At 40.4% G+C, this 15323-nt stretch carries 18 protein-coding genes and 1 pseudogene; 13 read left to right on the top strand and 6 right to left on the bottom strand.

Translation table 11 applies throughout. The annotated features are described in order from the left end of the window. Both BCG07_RS17250 and BCG07_RS17255 read right to left on the bottom strand, forming a co-directional pair. Positions 1 to 1199: dihydrolipoyl dehydrogenase (locus tag BCG07_RS17250; RefSeq protein WP_286891263.1), on the bottom strand; the 1199-nt coding region annotated here is incomplete at its 3' end. Between the two features lie 52 nt (positions 1200 to 1251). Further along, entirely contained in the window at positions 1252 to 1980 is a 729-nt protein-coding gene (locus BCG07_RS17255) for a glutathione peroxidase (protein ID WP_010555882.1), read from the bottom strand. Positions 1981 to 2091: 111 nt separating this feature from the next. Between BCG07_RS17255 and BCG07_RS17260 the strand changes: the two genes are divergently transcribed. Then, positions 2092 to 2991: a LysR substrate-binding domain-containing protein gene (locus BCG07_RS17260; protein ID WP_286891265.1), complete on the top strand. Its 900-nt coding sequence runs from the start codon at positions 2092 to 2094 to the stop codon at positions 2989 to 2991. Here the strand turns inward: BCG07_RS17260 and BCG07_RS17265 are convergent. After that, positions 2988 to 4181, bottom strand: a complete 1194-nt coding sequence (locus BCG07_RS17265) for a flagellar assembly protein FlgT (protein WP_286891266.1) — start codon at positions 4179 to 4181, stop codon at positions 2988 to 2990. The two genes, BCG07_RS17260 and BCG07_RS17265, sit on opposite strands and share 4 nt — an antisense overlap. A gap of 139 nt (positions 4182 to 4320) precedes the next feature. Here BCG07_RS17265 and BCG07_RS17270 point away from each other — a divergent pair, with 139 nt between their 5' ends. Further along, positions 4321 to 4779, top strand: coding sequence for an LPP20 family lipoprotein (locus BCG07_RS17270; RefSeq protein WP_033019180.1), 459 nt, complete (start codon positions 4321 to 4323; stop codon positions 4777 to 4779). 245 nt (positions 4780 to 5024) lie between these two features. Here the strand turns inward: BCG07_RS17270 and flgN are convergent, their stop codons facing one another. From flgN to flgA, 3 genes are all read right to left on the bottom strand, one after another. Next, positions 5025 to 5456, bottom strand: coding sequence for a flagellar protein FlgN (gene flgN / locus BCG07_RS17275; RefSeq protein ID WP_039036799.1), 432 nt, complete (start codon positions 5454 to 5456; stop codon positions 5025 to 5027). Further along, on the bottom strand, positions 5449 to 5769 hold the full coding sequence (gene flgM / locus BCG07_RS17280) for a flagellar biosynthesis anti-sigma factor FlgM (protein ID WP_286891269.1): 321 nt from the start codon (positions 5767 to 5769) through the stop codon (positions 5449 to 5451). Before flgM ends, flgN begins: the two co-directional genes overlap by 8 nt. Before the next feature lie 75 nt (positions 5770 to 5844). Beyond that, complete coding sequence (gene flgA, locus BCG07_RS17285; protein WP_286891271.1) at positions 5845 to 6552, bottom strand: flagellar basal body P-ring formation chaperone FlgA; 708 nt, start codon at positions 6550 to 6552, stop codon at positions 5845 to 5847. Positions 6553 to 6694: 142 nt separating this feature from the next. On the opposite strand from flgA, the gene BCG07_RS17290 reads away from it, so the two are divergent. The 11 genes and pseudogenes from BCG07_RS17290 to BCG07_RS17340 all read left to right on the top strand — a co-directional run. Then, positions 6695 to 7627: a chemotaxis protein CheV gene (locus BCG07_RS17290; protein ID WP_006792696.1), complete on the top strand. Its 933-nt coding sequence runs from the start codon at positions 6695 to 6697 to the stop codon at positions 7625 to 7627. Positions 7628 to 7647: 20 nt separating this feature from the next. Next, complete coding sequence (locus BCG07_RS17295) at positions 7648 to 8478, top strand: CheR family methyltransferase (RefSeq protein ID WP_006792697.1); 831 nt, start codon at positions 7648 to 7650, stop codon at positions 8476 to 8478. 141 nt (positions 8479 to 8619) lie between these two features. After that, positions 8620 to 9027 carry a flagellar basal body rod protein FlgB gene (gene flgB, locus BCG07_RS17300; RefSeq protein ID WP_006792698.1) on the top strand — a complete coding sequence of 136 codons (408 nt, stop codon included), beginning with the start codon at positions 8620 to 8622 and terminating at the stop codon, positions 9025 to 9027. A 5-nt stretch (positions 9028 to 9032) separates the two neighbouring features. Beyond that, positions 9033 to 9464: a flagellar basal body rod protein FlgC gene (flgC, locus tag BCG07_RS17305; protein ID WP_006792699.1), complete on the top strand. Its 432-nt coding sequence runs from the start codon at positions 9033 to 9035 to the stop codon at positions 9462 to 9464. Between the two features lie 13 nt (positions 9465 to 9477). Continuing rightward, positions 9478 to 10158 (top strand): flagellar hook assembly protein FlgD, encoded by a 681-nt coding sequence (locus tag BCG07_RS17310; RefSeq protein WP_006792700.1) that lies wholly within the window; start codon positions 9478 to 9480, stop codon positions 10156 to 10158. 59 nt (positions 10159 to 10217) lie between these two features. Continuing rightward, positions 10218 to 11603 (top strand): flagellar hook protein FlgE, encoded by a 1386-nt coding sequence (gene flgE, locus BCG07_RS17315; protein ID WP_286891275.1) that lies wholly within the window; start codon positions 10218 to 10220, stop codon positions 11601 to 11603. A gap of 133 nt (positions 11604 to 11736) precedes the next feature. After that, positions 11737 to 12480: a flagellar basal body rod protein FlgF gene (locus BCG07_RS17320; RefSeq protein ID WP_006792702.1), complete on the top strand. Its 744-nt coding sequence runs from the start codon at positions 11737 to 11739 to the stop codon at positions 12478 to 12480. A gap of 20 nt (positions 12481 to 12500) precedes the next feature. Beyond that, positions 12501 to 13289 (top strand): flagellar basal-body rod protein FlgG, encoded by a 789-nt coding sequence (flgG, locus tag BCG07_RS17325; RefSeq protein WP_006792703.1) that lies wholly within the window; start codon positions 12501 to 12503, stop codon positions 13287 to 13289. A 15-nt stretch (positions 13290 to 13304) separates the two neighbouring features. Continuing rightward, positions 13305 to 13988, top strand: coding sequence for a flagellar basal body L-ring protein FlgH (gene flgH / locus BCG07_RS17330; RefSeq protein ID WP_006792704.1), 684 nt, complete (start codon positions 13305 to 13307; stop codon positions 13986 to 13988). Positions 13989 to 14000: 12 nt separating this feature from the next. After that, positions 14001 to 15095, top strand: coding sequence for a flagellar basal body P-ring protein FlgI (locus tag BCG07_RS17335; protein ID WP_010555886.1), 1095 nt, complete (start codon positions 14001 to 14003; stop codon positions 15093 to 15095). Between the two features lie 122 nt (positions 15096 to 15217). Further along, positions 15218 to 15323, top strand: a pseudogene (locus BCG07_RS17340) (flagellar assembly peptidoglycan hydrolase FlgJ); the annotation flags it as partial.

The raw sequence follows: 15323 nt of genomic DNA on the forward strand, positions 1-15323 counted from the left end.
CGCATATGGCCCTTATTTTTAAGCATTACGCGGCTTCTGCCTTGGTTTTCAAAGCTGACTTCGCCCACTTCAAAACAGCCACATGAGCCTAAACGGTCTGTTATTTGGGTAAAGCTTTCGCCTACCATGGCAATTTGTGGGTCGCTGAATACAGCGGCAATTTTAGCTCTGCGCAGGCCAATACGTACATCTGGAAAACGCCCTGCATTTTGCCCTGCGATGGCTCCCTGATCAGACGCTTCATGAAGTAGCGGGATCATGTTGCTTGCATCGCCGGCTATAAATATGTTTGATTCGCCACATTGCATTGTGTGCGGATCGGCATGCGGTACGCCGCGTTCGTCAAGTTCTATACCTGTGTTTTCGAGGCCTAGCTTGTCTACATTAGGAACTCGGCCTGTTGCGGCTAGTACATAGTCAAACTGTTCGGTGTGTTTTTCACCTTGTTTGTCGGTGTAAGTAAGCTGCGCTTTGTCGCCTATTTGCATCATGTCTGATACGTTTGAGTCGGTATCAACAAAAAACTCTTTTGCAAAAACTGTATTTGCATAGTCTTTTACTACGGGGTCGGTGAGTGGACCAATTGCACCACCTACACCAAATAATTTTACATTAACACCTAAACGGCTAAGTGCTTGACCTATTTCAAGGCCAATTACGCCCGGGCCAAATACGGCAACAGATTCTGGTAGGTCGTCCCACTCAAATACGTCGTCGTTAATGATTAATTTGTCACCAAAATTATTAAATACGCCAGGGTAAGAAGGGCGAGAGCCTGTAGCAATAACAAACCGCTTGGCTGTAATAATGGTGTGGTCATCTATTTGTACGCGGTTTGCATCTAAAAATTTAGCGTAACCTTTAATTTTGTCTTCGTCTGGTAGTTCATCAACGGCTTCTACTACAAAACCAGCAAAACGATCGCGTTCACTTTTAACGCGTGCCATAACTGCTTTGCCGTCTATTACCGGCTTTGAGCTATGCACACCAAATGCAGGTGCCATTTCTATAGCGTGCGCAGCTTCTGCAGCAGCTATTAATAATTTGCTTGGCATACACCCTACGCGTGCGCAGGTTGTACCATAAGGACCTGATTCGATCATAAGTACGTTAGGGGTAAACTGTTTAGCGTTTCGGTATGCACTGAGTCCTGCGGTACCTGCGCCTATAACTACTACGTCGGTTTGCAATTGTTTCATTGTATTTTCCTTTAATAAATAGGGGCACTTGGCCCCTATTTAATATTACTTATTAAGCAAAGTATTTTTCTAGGTCGTCTGAGCCACCAATGTGTTTCCCACCAATAAATACTTGTGGAACGGTGTCGCGGCCAGAGATTGCTTTTAGGCTTGTTAATGATGCACCTGCACCCATAACAATTTCTTCATAGGCAAAGCCTTTTTCTGTAAGAAGCTCTTTTGCTTTTTTACAGAATGGACAACCGGGCTTAGTGAAAACGCTCACTGGCTCAGGCTTAGCTTGTTTAGGGTTGATGTAATCAAGCATGGTGTCTGCATCAGACACTTCAAACGGGTCGCCTGGTAGGTCTGGTTCGATGAACATTTTTTCAATTACGCCGTCTTTTACCAGCATAGAGTATCTCCAGCTGCGCTTACCAAAGCCTAAATCGTTTTTGTCTACTAACATGCCCATGCCGTCTGTAAATTCGCCGTTGCCGTCTGGTAGTAAAGTAATGTTTTGCGCTTCTTGGTGTTCAGCCCATGCATTCATAACAAATGTATCGTTAACTGACAAACATACAATTTCATCTACGCCATTTTGCTTAAACACACCAGCTAGCTCGTTATAGCGAGGAAGGTGAGTAGATGAACATGTTGGGGTGAATGCACCCGGTAGTGAAAACACAGCAACGGTTCTGCCTTTAAAAATCTCGTCTGTTGTTACCGATTTCCATTCGTCGTTTTGACGTGTTGCAAATGTAACGTTTGGGATTGTTTGACCTTCAATATTCTTTAACATGGTTTAGTTCCTCTTGATTTGTTAAAGCCATTATGGCGAAAAATTAAATATAGTTCTAATCGTTTGTTTGTATTAAACTGATAGTCAAAAGCTATCAGGGTGGAGCTGAACATGAACTTAAAAGACTTTGAATACGTTAAAGCCATAGCACAACATAAACATTTTCGTAAAGCAGCCGATGCGTGCTTTGTTAGTCAACCTACACTGAGTGGGCAGGTTAAAAAGCTTGAACAAACATTAGGTGTTACTTTATTTGACCGCTCAACCAAACAAGTAACCCTAACTGCTAAAGGTGTACGTTTATTAGCGCAAATAGAGGTTATTTTAGAGCAAACTCAAATACTCAAAGAGCTGGCTTCTACCTCTAATGAACCATTACAAGGTAAGATAACAATTGGTATTATTCCAACTATTGCGCCGTATTTATTGCCAACTTTGTTAACTTCAATGAAAGAAGCATTTGTAGATAGCCAATTTGCGTTTATTGAAATGCAAACAGCCACCATATTAGATGCGCTTAACAATGGTGAGCTTGATTTTGCAATTTTGGCCGATGTAGCTGAGCTTAATCATTACCACACTATTCCACTTTATAAAGAAGACTTTTTAGTCGCTGTTTCAAAAGATAACGCGCTGGCTAAGCATAAAAAAGTCGCGCTTAGCGATCTTCAGGGTTGCAGCCTATTAATGTTAAGTGATGGCCATTGCTTTAAAGATCAAGCCCAAAAGTTTTGTTTTTCAGCAGGGGTTGATGTGTCTAATCAATATAAAGGCAATAGTTTAGAAACGTTACTTGCGCTGGTGGCAATGGATGATGGCGTTACTTTTGTGCCAAAGTTAGCTTGCACACAGCGCACGGGTATTGATTATATGCCTATATTTCCTAATCAGCAGCGTAATGTCGTGTTTGCATGCAGAAAGCATTATCCGCATTTGGCAGGGGTTGAGCAGTTGGGTGATTGGTTGTCGGCTCACCCTAATTTAAAAACACAGCTTGCTAAAGCGCTTTAAAGATCTTGGCTTATTACTTCAACTACATCGTTGATTTGTACGCCGGGTAGGGGCTGGTCGTCAATGCTTACTGCAACCGCAGTTTGTTGATATAACTGCTCTACACGTATTTTGTTGAGTGTTGTAGTGGTGTGAGGCATTACATTACCTGCTGCATCAGTTAGGTAGTTATGGTGTGCAATGCTCAGCATTTGCCCTTTTTTTAGGCCATGTGCTTTACCTAAATTAATTACTATTTTGCTGTTTTCCATATGCATTATTTTACCTTGCGTTGGAAAGCAGGCTAATACAGCTTGTAAGTCATAACTTAGGGTTTGATTTATATCTTGTATACTTTGACCGTAGGGTGATTGCCAAAATCTATCACTGTTTACATCAATGATGGCGGTTTTTTCGAATGGCCAAGTGCCTTGGCCCTGATAACTATTGCTCCAAAGCTGCTCATAGGTTGTGCCATTAAAAAGGCTAAACTCTATTTTGTAGTTGCGTTGGTAGCTATCGTCTTGCCAAAAAGCATAATCGCTATTGAGTTTATCGCTTGTTGATAGGTCTGTAATTTGGCTCAGTAATACGTACTGAGCGTTGGTGCGAGATGATATTTCTTCTAGCTGAACTTTTGAGTAGTCGTACTGCTGCGAAAAGTAACTATCTACATTTAAAGGTATATTGTAATAAGCAACGGGTAGGGCGCTCATTTTTGATTTTTGTAAGGTGGTGAATATTCGTTTACTGATTGCTTTGTTTACGTCAAATATTTGACCCATTCTAGCTTGCTCTCGATGAGCTAGCTGACTTTGTGTTACGGCAACAAACTTGTTAAAGCTGCTTTGCGGGCATTGCTCTGTTTGCGCAAATATATCTAAACGCAGGGTAATCGCAAATTTATCGTCGTATTTATTTTCACTTACAAGTTCAATTTTTTGAATTTTGCCGTGGCTACTAATTTTTAACTGATCTTGCATTAATACGCCGTCTACCAAGGTTTGTACTGAGCTGACACGCGCCCCAGAAAAAACCAACGCTTGAGTTATGGCATCTTTTATAGCTGCAGATTTGGCCGCGCTTATGTCGTCGTTTTGAATAAGTGCGTGCCCTGTAGATTCATACCACTGCGCATTTGAAAAAGTCGAAAACGTAAATAACGCAGTTGCGCTTAATCCTGCAAATGCCTTTAATAAAAACGATTTCATACTTTTTGCTCCAAATAAACGTTAGCTTTACCTTGAGGCAGCAAGGACTGTACCAATGTTATTAATCAATAAAAATAACGTTATAAATGGCATTAAACATGCATATACCACCGTAATTAATTCACTAGGGCACAAAATTATGCGAGCAATTTCATTAGTTATTACACTTGGGTGTTTAACCTTGAGTGGGTGCAGCAGCGTGTTTGATAAGCATGTTGAGTACAAATATGTTGAGCCTAATAATTACCCGGTATTAAAAGCGGTAGGTTATGCACCTATTAGTTTACAAAAAGGGGCAAGCGCATCACAAAAGCAGCTTATGGCTATTAAAGCCTCTAAACTTGAAGCATACAGAGAGCTTACAGAGCAAGTATATGGGCAAAAGGTAACCGCGGGTATGAGCGTTGAAAACGCAGTCGCTAAGGATGATTATCTAGAAAGCAAAGTGCAGGGCGTTATTAAAGGTGCACAAATTATAAAAACGTATGCAGTAGACGACACATACGTCACTGAGCTGGAACTCAATATGAAGCGCGTGCATGATTTATATATTGGCGAAATAAAACCACGTGAAGTAAAAAAAGTAACGTATTACTGATAAATTGACGTTCGCAATAAATTTTACAGCTGTACGTTTAGTATTTAGGCAAGTTAGAGTTTTAAGTATACAGCAGTTTAAATATTACAATGCGTCAACTAAACAGTCTCACCTGAGTACAAAAACCTCAGTCAAAAAAGTTGACGCAGCTTGCCTCAATTTTTGGGTTTTCAAGTTTGAGATACCGGTAACTAGCAGGTTTAAATATTATAAAAAGTAGGTAATTTGGCTGAAGCGTTTTGAATTTATGCTTTTAAATTTCTGACAAGCTGACCGTTGGTGTTAACTTCACCGCCAGACTGATTATATGTGGTGGACGATGGGGCACCAATTAAAATGTTTTTTAGTTGTTTTACACTAAGCTGCGCCTGATGTGCTGCATGCGCGTTTACTTCGTTTTGTTTTTGGCATTTCTCTAACTTACTGCGAACTTGGGCTATAAGCTCGGGAAGCTCTTCAGACTGCTCGTCATTCTTATCAAGTAACTTGTTCAGCTCTTGGTCTAGGCTATTTAATTTGGTTAAAAAAGTCATTTTTTGTTGGGTAATTTCTTTTAAACCTTCACCTCTTCTTGAGGCAATAGCTGTTAGCTCGTCGTTTAATAAAACAGCGAGAGAATCTAAACACTTATCTTGCTCGTTTAGCTTAACAATAATTAAGCTATTATGATCAGCCATAGACATCAAACTCGAAGTCAGCTAAATTTTTGGCAAGCTTTTCACTGTCTATTTGGTACTTACCTTCAGTGATTGCTTTTTTTAGTTCAGCAACTTTATTACTGTCAAAACCAGAAGATTGCTGTGCTTTTTCTTGCAATGTTTTTAATTGCTGTGCTTGTGGTGTTAAGCTTACAGAATCGCTAGCAGCTTTAGGTGTAGCCGATTGAGTCGCTTGTGTATTTGCATTATCTCTTTGCAAATCAACCTTTTGTTGTTTAGCATTAGCTAAAGCGCTTGGTTGTTGATTACCTGAATTGACTTGATTAACCATAATAAAGATCCATAATTTACCCAACTAATACCAGTATATCGGCATATCTTTAGTAAACTTTAATATTATTTTTAATTAAATATTTACCTGTACAGACTCTACACCATCTACACGCGCATTTAAAACTTTACCTGTTTTTTTGTTCTCTACAAGTATTTGTTCGCCCAGAGTGCCATCTTCAAGCGCAACACCGGTTGTTTTTATCTTTAAGCCTTTTGTGCTTGCATAAATATTAATAGCATCACCTTTGCATACCATACATATTTGATTGAGCAATATTGGCATCCCTTCGCGAATGTTGCGTTTACTTCGACTGCCAATAAGTGCTTTAGGGTCGTCTTGATATTGCACTCTTACAAAGTGTGTCGGTTTCATCTCAATGGTTAGGTGAGCGCTGGTTATTACTTCACCCCGCGCAATATTATCAGTTGTTACAACAACTGGCGCCATTTTTAGCACCTTTATATGTACGTATTGTGCCCAGCTTTGTGCATCGTCGCATTTTATTTGTATTGTAATTTGTCTGTTAAACGGTGGTTCACTTGATGAAATAATATCAGGTGTCGTTGAACAAGCACGATCAGGTATACGGCTGTCTAATGGCAATGCACTGAGGTGTATTTGCTCACTATCGTGTTCGCCAATTTGCTCAGCAATGTATTTTACAGCCATTTCTTGTAGTGAGGCTTTAGTAAATACTTGTGCAGATACAGGGAATGCCATTCCTAGGCTAGTAACAAAATAAAAAACACTGTATCTTTTGATTTTTTTTAACAAACTCATAATGTTTCGACTATGCTTATGGTTTCAAACAGGGTATAAATATTTTGCGTCAAAATTAAGACGCTCCCACGATGTTGTGTAGCTTTGTATATGTAGGAAGCAATTATCGTTCCGTATTATTTGTTTTCTAAAGGAGATTTTAATGGCAGGCATTTTAGACTCAGTAAACCAGCGTACTCAGTTGGTTGGCCAGAACCGCCTAGAATTACTATTATTTAAACTCAGAGGGCGCCAGCGTTTTGGGATCAATGTATTTAAGGTAAGAGAAGTCCTTCAATGTCCTCCGCTTACTAGTATGCCAAAATCGAATTCTTATATTCGTGGTGTAGCTCATATTCGTGGACAAACTATTTCTGTCATAGATTTATCTATGGCGGTAGGTGGACGTCCAATCGATAACATCAAAGACAGCTTTATCATAATTGCTGAATATAATCGCTCAGTGCAAGGTTTTTTGGTCGGTGGTGTTGAACGTATAGTTAATATGAACTGGGAAAAAATAATGCCACCACCTTCTGGTGCCGGACGTTATTCATATTTAACCGCCGTTACTGAAATAGAAAACGAGCTAGTAGAAATTTTAGATGTTGAAAAAATATTAAATGAAATTTGCCCTGTTAACACAGAAGTAAGTTCTGAAGTTGCTGAAAGTGGTGACATTCAAAAAGATTTAGGTGAACGAATTGTATTTATAGCTGATGACAGTGCGGTTGCGCGAAATCAGGTAAAACGAGCACTTGAGCCGCTGGGTGTACAAACTGAGTTGGCTAAAAATGGCAAAGAAGCACTCGTAAGATTAAAAGAAATTGCCAAGCTTGATTGTCAAACAGATATTACAGAACGTGTTGCTTTGCTTATATCTGATGTTGAAATGCCTGAAATGGATGGCTATACACTAACTGCAGAAATAAAAGCAGACCCTAAACTTGCCCCTTTGCATGTTATTTTGCATACATCACTGAGTGGTGTATTTAACCAAGCAATGATTGAAAAGGTTGGGGCTGACGATTTTATTGCCAAATTTAACCCTGATGAATTAGCCACGGCGGTTAAAAAGTGGGTTCATTGTGAATAATCAAAACAGGTGCTACTAATTTGAATAATAAAGACTTGCAGCAAAATGAATACGATCAGTTCCGTTCGTTTTTAGAACAGCAATGCGGTATTGTTCTTGGTGAAAACAAGCAATACCTGGTTAAAAGTAGACTTGCGCCCCTTATGGCTCGTTTTGATGTAGGGTCGTTATCTGAACTTGTTAGCAAAACACTCGGGCCGCATGAGAGGCAATTGCGCGCGGCTGTTGTTGATGCGATGACTACAAACGAGACCTTGTGGTTCAGAGACCAATACCCCTTTGAGCTACTTCAGAACAGATTGTTTCCTGAGTTTAAAGATTTGAGGCGGCCTGTAAAAATTTGGTCTGCAGCTAGTTCGTCTGGTCAAGAGCCTTATTCTATTGCTATGTCGGTAGCTGAGTTTCAATCTAAGCAGCCTAACGTTTTAAAAATGGGTGCTCAGATCATTGGTACTGATATTTCTAACACTATGCTAGACATGTGTAAAAATGGCGAGTATGACGCGTTAGCTTTGGCGCGCGGGTTGTCTGCAGAACGTCGAAAAAAGTTTTTTACAGACAGCGGCAATGGTATGGCAAAAGTTAACGACACTTTGAAAAGACAAGTGAGCTTTAGGCATTTAAATTTACTAGATTCGTATGCATTAATGGGTAAATTCGATATTATTTTTTGCCGCAATGTACTTATTTACTTCTCTCCAGAGGTAAAAGCAAAAATTATTAAACAATTTGCACAAGCGCTTAATCCTAAAGGTTATTTATTTTTAGGGGCTTCGGAGTCAATGGCCGGGTTGAGTGACGAATTTGATATGGTTAGATGCAACCCTGGCATTATTTACCAAAAGAAATAAACCTTTTTTCTTTCCTTCAAAACGACACATCATGTGTCGTTTTTCATTTTAAATCATTCGATTACAAAAAATATAATCACTCAATTATAAATGGCTTATTTATTGCTTTATTCAAGTTAAGTCAATTTTTTGGAGATGGTTATGGCTATCAGTTTTGATAAAGCTTTAGGTGTGCATCAGCATACTATGTTGATCCGTTCACAACGAGCAGAAGTGCTAGCAAGTAATATTGCTAATGCTGATACGCCGGGCTACAAAGCAAAAGATATTAACTTTGCCTCAGCATTAAAAGCGGCAAAATCACACCAGCAAAGCGGCAATACAATGGTAACTACTAATGAAAAACATATTGGTGGTGGTACCCGTAGTGTGGGTGGTGATGAATTATTTCGTACGCCAAATCAAACAGATACAGGTGATGGTAACTCAGTGGATGTACAGGTGGAACGGAACTTGTATACACAGAATGCTATGGAGTATCAGGCCAGCTTACAATTTTTAAGCGGCAAATTTAAAGGCCTGAATAAAGCCCTCGGTAGTCAAGGATAATAATTATGAGTTTATATAACGTTTTTGATATTGCTGGTTCTGGTATGAGCGCACAGAATGTTCGTTTAAATACCACTGCGAGTAATATTTCGAATGCTAATACAATTAGCTCTTCTCAAGACAAAACGTACCGAGCGCGACAACCTGTATTTGCTGCAGAGCTTACCAAAGCTTCTGAGTCGGTAAGTAATAATCAGGGCTCTTCTGTTGGTGTTAAAGTGCTGGGCATTGTTGAAAGCAGTGCACCACTGCAGATTGAATACAACCCTAATCACCCGAGTGCGGATGAAAATGGTTATATCTACAAACCCAACGTTAATGTTGTAGAGGAGATGGCGAACATGATTTCTGCCTCTCGCTCTTATGAAACAAACGTGCAAGTTGCTGATGCAGCTAAGCAAATGTTAAGTAAAACTCTGCTGCTAGGTCAGCGTTAACCGAGGGTAGGTTATGAGTAACGATATTAGTACATCTTCATCCTATTTAGATTCTTTGCGTTGGCAGGATACAACACCAACGACAACCGAAGAGCAAAGCGATGCGTTAACTCAAGAAGATTTCTTCTCGTTGTTAACTCAGCAATTATCGTTTCAGGATCCGAGTAAACCTGCTGATAACGATCAAATGATTGCACAAATGACCAATTTCACGATGGCTGAAGGTATCTCAAATCTTAATAGTAATTTTGAGTCGCTAGCAGCTTCGATGACATCTAACTCTGCTTTGCAAGCATCAACATTGGTTGGTAAGCAAGCATTACTTGAGTCGGATTCCTTAGATTTAAATGCAACGGGTGAAGCAAAAGGTTCAGTCGTTGCAGAAAGCCCAGTAGATAGCTTAACGCTTCGTATTACTGATGAGTCAGGTCAATTAGTTCGCAGTATTGACTTAGGTTCACAGTCTGCTGGTGCAATACGCTTTGCTTGGGATGGTAAAAACGAAGCGGGTGAGCGGTTGCCTGAGGGTGAATACAATATTGTAGCTGAAGGCAGTACAAATGGTGAGTTTTCAAGCTTACCCATTGCTACGTTCAAGAATATTGAAAGTGTAAATATAAACGGTGCTAACGGCATCATTATTAACACTAAAGAAGGTGCGGTTAGGCTGACTGATGTCGCAGAGATCGCGTAATAGAGTTTGATAATATTTCGCCTGTTTGCAGGCTGTATTTAATAGGTTAGAGGTCAATTATGAGCTTCAATATTGCATTAACAGGCATAGCTGCCGCACAAAAAGATTTAGACGTTACCGCCAATAATATTGCCAACGTAAATACCACGGGCTTTAAAGAGTCTCGCGCTGAATTTGCTGATGTATACGCATCATCAGTATTTAGCGCCGGTAAAACGAAAAATGGTGATGGTGTACAAACCACTATGGTTGCCCAGCAGTTTCACCAAGGCTCGTTGCAGTTTACTAATAACTCACTTGATTTAGCGATTACGGGTGAGGGTTATTTTGCCATGAGTCAAGATTTAGGCGCTCAAGATTTTACTTACACACGCTCCGGGGCATTTAAATTAAACAAAGACAATTTTGTTGTTGATGCAAAGGGTAATTTTTTACAAGGGTTCCCCGTTGACGAAGCAACTGGTGATACAACATCCGTAAGCTTAAGTACCTCTTCAGCACTACAAATACCAGACTCGTCCGGGTCTCCACGTGCTACCTCTAGTGTGTACAGTTCATTTAATTTAGACTCCCGTGCAGATGCGCCAACGCTTCCTTTTAATCCTACTGAAAGCGCAACATACAATTCATCAACATCAACAACTGTTTATGATTCTTTGGGTGAACCTCACGTGCTTCAGTTTTTCTTTGTGAAGAACGATCCATCAGTCCCTGGTGATGAAAACCAATGGGATGTACATGCTACGCTTGATGGCAAATCTTTTGGTAGTGATGGCGTTGAACAGGATGGAACAGCAGCTCTTCCGTTTGAGCCTATTAGTACGTTTAAATTTGATTCGAGCGGTTTACCCTCGACCACAACTGTAAATGGCACAACAACACCTAATGTAGGTAACACATTTAATCCGTTATCTATTGTAGCCGGTGGAGGAGGGACACCAGGGTTATCTGATATGTTAACAAATGGAGCTAGTTTTCCTGCTAACATAGATATAAATTGGCGAGATCAGGCTGGAACCGCCAATAAAGTACCAACACAATATGCAAGTCGCTTTGAAGTAAAAGCACTTGAACAAGATGGTGCGACAGTAGGACGTTTAGCGGGTATTGATATTGGCACCGACGGCAAAGTAGTGGCGTCTTATAGTAACGGCGATTCAACATTTTTGGGACAAGTTGCCATGGTACGCTTTTCAAACTCGCAAGGTCTACAGCAAGTAGGTGACACTTCATGGAAAAAAAGTTTGACCTCGGGGGAACCAATTGCGGGTGAGCCAGGTTCAGGCACACTAGGCAACATTAATTCGTCAGCTCTTGAGCAGTCTAACGTAAACTTAACCAATGAGCTGGTTGATTTGATTAGTGCGCAGCGTAACTTCCAAGCAAACTCTCGTGCGCTTGAGGTTAACTCAACTATTCAACAGAACATCCTTCAGATCAGATAATCATATTTTGATTTATTTAGGCTGCTACGTGCAGCCTTTTTTATTCCTCTCTTAAAATCTTATTCATGCTTTAATTTAATTTGGCACTTATATTGCATTTACCCATATATAGATTTCTTAATGAGTCGATGTTATGGATAAAATGGTCTACATTGCGGCCTCAGGCGCTAAACAAAGCCTACAGGGGCTGGCCCTTAAAGCCAATAATTTGGCGAATGCGAATACTACTGGATTTAAGTCAGACTTTGCACAAGCTCGCTCTATGCAGGCTTTTGGTGAAGGGTTGCCATCACGTGTGTTTTCTATGCAAGAGCGCCCAGGTTCTAATATGACCTCTGGTGGCATAGTTGAAACAGGTAGAGACCTCGACATTGCAATGAGTGATAACGCATGGTTAAGCGTCCAAGATGCCTCAGGCAATGAAGCTTACACCAAGGTGGGTACATTAAATATTACCGCTGAAGGTATGTTAATGACCAGCCATGGTCGTCAAGTAATTGGCGAAGGCGGGCCTGTCATTTTACCAGTACCGATTGAAAAAATTGAATTTAGTGAAGACGGTGCAATTCAAGTTCGCCCGCAGGGGGCGCCTGCTACGTTTTTAGAAGAAGTTGACCGCTTAAAGGTGGTTGAAGCTAATAGTTTTCAACTAGAAAAAGGAAATGATGGTTTATTTAGGCCTAAAGCAGGAGAGGTTGTTGATACCTCTGCCAATGTCAAAGTATTAAGCGGAACCTTAGAAATGTCTAATGTGAACCCAGTTCACGAAATGGTCGATATGATCAGCCATCAACGTCAATTTGAGTTACAAGTAAAACTGATGAAAACAGCTGAAGATCTGGATAGATCACAAGATCAGCTGATGCGCATAGTTTAACTTTAAATGAGGACACGATTATGAATCCAGCATTGTGGATCAGTAAAACGGGGCTAGACGCTCAGCAAACCGATATTTCGGTTATATCAAACAATTTAGCGAATGCTAGTACGGTAGGTTATAAAAAAAGCCGCGCTATTTTTGAAGATTTACTTTATCAAAATATTAACCAGCCAGGTGGGCGCTCGTCGCAAGACACTGAAATGCCCTCTGGTTTAATGCTAGGTGCCGGTGCAAAAGTAGTGGCTAACCAAAAGAATTTTTCTCAGGGTAATATGCTAACCACTGAGAATTCATTGGATTGGATGATCTCAGGGCCTGGCTTTTTTGAAGTATTACAACCCGATGGCAATATTGCTTATTCGCGTAATGGGCAGTTTACTACCGATGGCGATGGTCGAATTGTCACGTCTGGATCTGGTTATGTAGTGCAACCAGAAATGAATGTTCCCGATGATGCGCAATCAATCACTATTTCACAAGATGGTGAGGTATCAGTTCGTATTTCAGGTCAAGCCGATAATGTTGTGATTGGCCAGCTTACAATTAGCGATTTTATTAATCCATCAGGCCTTGAGCCTGTAGGGCAAAATCTTTATACCGAAACGGCAGTAAGTGGCGCGCCTGTGCAAGGTAATCCGGGTGTAGAAGGCTTAGGCACAATTATTCAGGGCTCACTTGAAACATCAAACGTAAATGTAACTGAAGAGCTGGTTAACCTAATTGAGACGCAGCGTATTTACGAAATGAACTCTAAAGTCATCTCGGCTGTTGACGAAATGATGAGTTACATCAATCAGCAATTATAAGGTGTAGGGGGAATTATGCGTCATTATATGTTATTTGCGGTAGGTACATTATTTTTAAGTGGCTGTGTTTCAACACAAAATAGTGATGTTGTTCAAGATGACCCCTATTATGCGCCAATGTATCCTGAACCAAGTATGGAACCCGTAGTTGCAACGGGTTCGTTATTTAATACTAATGTGTCAAACGACTTATACGCAGACAGAAAAGCACTGCGTACTGGCGACATTATTACTGTAAATTTACAAGAGTCTACTCAAGCTACTAAAGCAGCTAAAACCGAAACCGATAAGCAATCTGATGCAAGCCTAGACCCTGTCATAGGGCTTGGTGGCCTCCCTGTGAATATAGGTGGCGACAGTATTCAGTTTGGTATTGGTAGTGACGCCTCTTTTACGGGGGATTCTAAATCAAATCAATCAAACAGCTTATTTGGCAATATTTCGGTTAATGTTATGCGTGTTTTACCTAATGGTAACTTAGTTATTCGTGGCGAAAAGTGGTTAACATTAAACACTGGCGAAGAATTTATTCGTTTGGAAGGTTTAGTACGCCCGCAAGATGTGAGTTCTGATAATACGGTTGAGTCAAACCGAATAGCCAATGCGCGTATTCAGTACTCTGGCAAAGGGCAAACACAAGAAGCGCAAAGTGCAGGTTGGTTAACACGCTTTTTCAGCAGCTCGATTTTTCCTTTTTAGAGGGCATTCATTATGAATGTATTAAAGTTATTTTGTTTAATCACGCTAATAGGTTGCCAATTTTCGGCACATGCTGAGCGTATTAAAGATATTTCTATGGTTGAAGGGGTTAGATCGAACCAGTTGGTAGGTTATGGCTTAGTAGTGGGTTTACCCGGCACGGGTGAGCAGAGCCGCTTCACTCAGCAAAGTTTTAAAGGCATGTTAAGCAATTTTGGTATTTCGCTACCTGCAAATTTAAGCCCTAAAATTAAAAACGTTGCTGCTGTTGCTGTACATGCTGAATTACCCGCATTTAGAAAGCCAGGACAAACAATTGATATAACCGTTTCATCTATTGGTAGTGCGGGTAGCTTGCGCGGTGGTACGTTATTACAAACGTTTTTAAAAGGGGCTGATGGCAATGTATATGCCGTAGCTCAAGGTAGCTTAATAGTGGGGGGCTTAGGTGCCCAAGGCGCTGACGGCAGTCGGGTTGTTATTAATACCCCAACAGTTGGCCGTATTCCAAATGGCGCAACAGTAGAGCGTGAAGTTAAAAGTCCGTTTATGCAAGGCGATTTTATTACGTTTAACTTAAACCGCCCTGATTTTACAACGGCAAAGCGCCTTGAAAAAACAATTAACGATTTAGTCGGCCCTAACAGTGCAAAAGCAATTGATTCTGTGTCTGTTCGTGTGATTGCCCCTCGAGATGCTTCTCAACGCGTGTCTTATTTATCAACGCTTGAAAACCTTGAATTTAAACCTGCAGATATGTCTGCAAAAATTATTGTTAACTCGCGTACAGGCACCATTGTGATTGGTAAAAATGTTAAGTTACAGCCTGCAGCAATAACACATGGCGGGTTAACTGTAACCATTTCAGAGCAACAAAATGTGGCTCAACCTAATGCATTAGCTGAGGGCGAAACCGTTGTAACGCAGCAATCAATTATAGATGTAAATGAAGACGATTCGCGTGCATTTGTGTTTAACCCGGGTGTTAGTTTAGACGATTTAGTTCGTGCTATAAACGAGGTAGGCGCAGCGCCTGGCGATTTAATGGCTATTTTAGAGGCCCTTAAAGAAGCCGGAGCAATAAACGGTCAACTTGTTGTTATTTAATATTTATTAAGCTTTAGCAAAGCCTTTGCTAAAGCTTCCCTTTCACTCCCTCATTCACATTTTCAATCTGGCTTAATTTTTGCATTTTAATTTGTATTATTCATTATTGTGTCAAAAAGCTGATGGAAACTAATCATCTAGACAAACAAAACTTTTTTGATTTAGGCAATTTAGATTCACTTCGTAAAGAAGCCTTAAGCGGTGGTGATGCATCAACCGATGCATCTA

It is taken from the genome of Pseudoalteromonas sp. ESRF-bin5, from assembly GCF_002632075.1.
Taxonomy (GTDB): Bacteria; Pseudomonadota; Gammaproteobacteria; order Enterobacterales; family Alteromonadaceae; genus Pseudoalteromonas; species Pseudoalteromonas marina.

Excerpts from the sequence above, each read along its gene's own strand:
- BCG07_RS17255 (WP_010555882.1), bottom strand. The coding sequence starts at position 1,980 with ATGTTAAAGAATATTGAAGGTCAAACAATCCCAAACGTTACATTTGCA.
- BCG07_RS17260 (WP_286891265.1), top strand. The coding sequence starts at position 2,092 with ATGAACTTAAAAGACTTTGAATACGTTAAAGCCATAGCACAACATAAA.
- BCG07_RS17265 (WP_286891266.1), bottom strand. The coding sequence starts at position 4,181 with ATGAAATCGTTTTTATTAAAGGCATTTGCAGGATTAAGCGCAACTGCG.
- BCG07_RS17270 (WP_033019180.1), top strand. The coding sequence starts at position 4,321 with ATGCGAGCAATTTCATTAGTTATTACACTTGGGTGTTTAACCTTGAGT.
- flgN (WP_039036799.1), bottom strand. The coding sequence starts at position 5,456 with ATGGCTGATCATAATAGCTTAATTATTGTTAAGCTAAACGAGCAAGAT.
- flgM (WP_286891269.1), bottom strand. The coding sequence starts at position 5,769 with ATGGTTAATCAAGTCAATTCAGGTAATCAACAACCAAGCGCTTTAGCT.
- flgA (WP_286891271.1), bottom strand. The coding sequence starts at position 6,552 with ATGAGTTTGTTAAAAAAAATCAAAAGATACAGTGTTTTTTATTTTGTT.
- BCG07_RS17290 (WP_006792696.1), top strand. The coding sequence starts at position 6,695 with ATGGCAGGCATTTTAGACTCAGTAAACCAGCGTACTCAGTTGGTTGGC.
- flgB (WP_006792698.1), top strand. The coding sequence starts at position 8,620 with ATGGCTATCAGTTTTGATAAAGCTTTAGGTGTGCATCAGCATACTATG.
- flgC (WP_006792699.1), top strand. The coding sequence starts at position 9,033 with ATGAGTTTATATAACGTTTTTGATATTGCTGGTTCTGGTATGAGCGCA.
- BCG07_RS17310 (WP_006792700.1), top strand. The coding sequence starts at position 9,478 with ATGAGTAACGATATTAGTACATCTTCATCCTATTTAGATTCTTTGCGT.
- flgE (WP_286891275.1), top strand. The coding sequence starts at position 10,218 with ATGAGCTTCAATATTGCATTAACAGGCATAGCTGCCGCACAAAAAGAT.
- BCG07_RS17320 (WP_006792702.1), top strand. The coding sequence starts at position 11,737 with ATGGATAAAATGGTCTACATTGCGGCCTCAGGCGCTAAACAAAGCCTA.
- flgG (WP_006792703.1), top strand. The coding sequence starts at position 12,501 with ATGAATCCAGCATTGTGGATCAGTAAAACGGGGCTAGACGCTCAGCAA.
- flgH (WP_006792704.1), top strand. The coding sequence starts at position 13,305 with ATGCGTCATTATATGTTATTTGCGGTAGGTACATTATTTTTAAGTGGC.
- BCG07_RS17335 (WP_010555886.1), top strand. The coding sequence starts at position 14,001 with ATGAATGTATTAAAGTTATTTTGTTTAATCACGCTAATAGGTTGCCAA.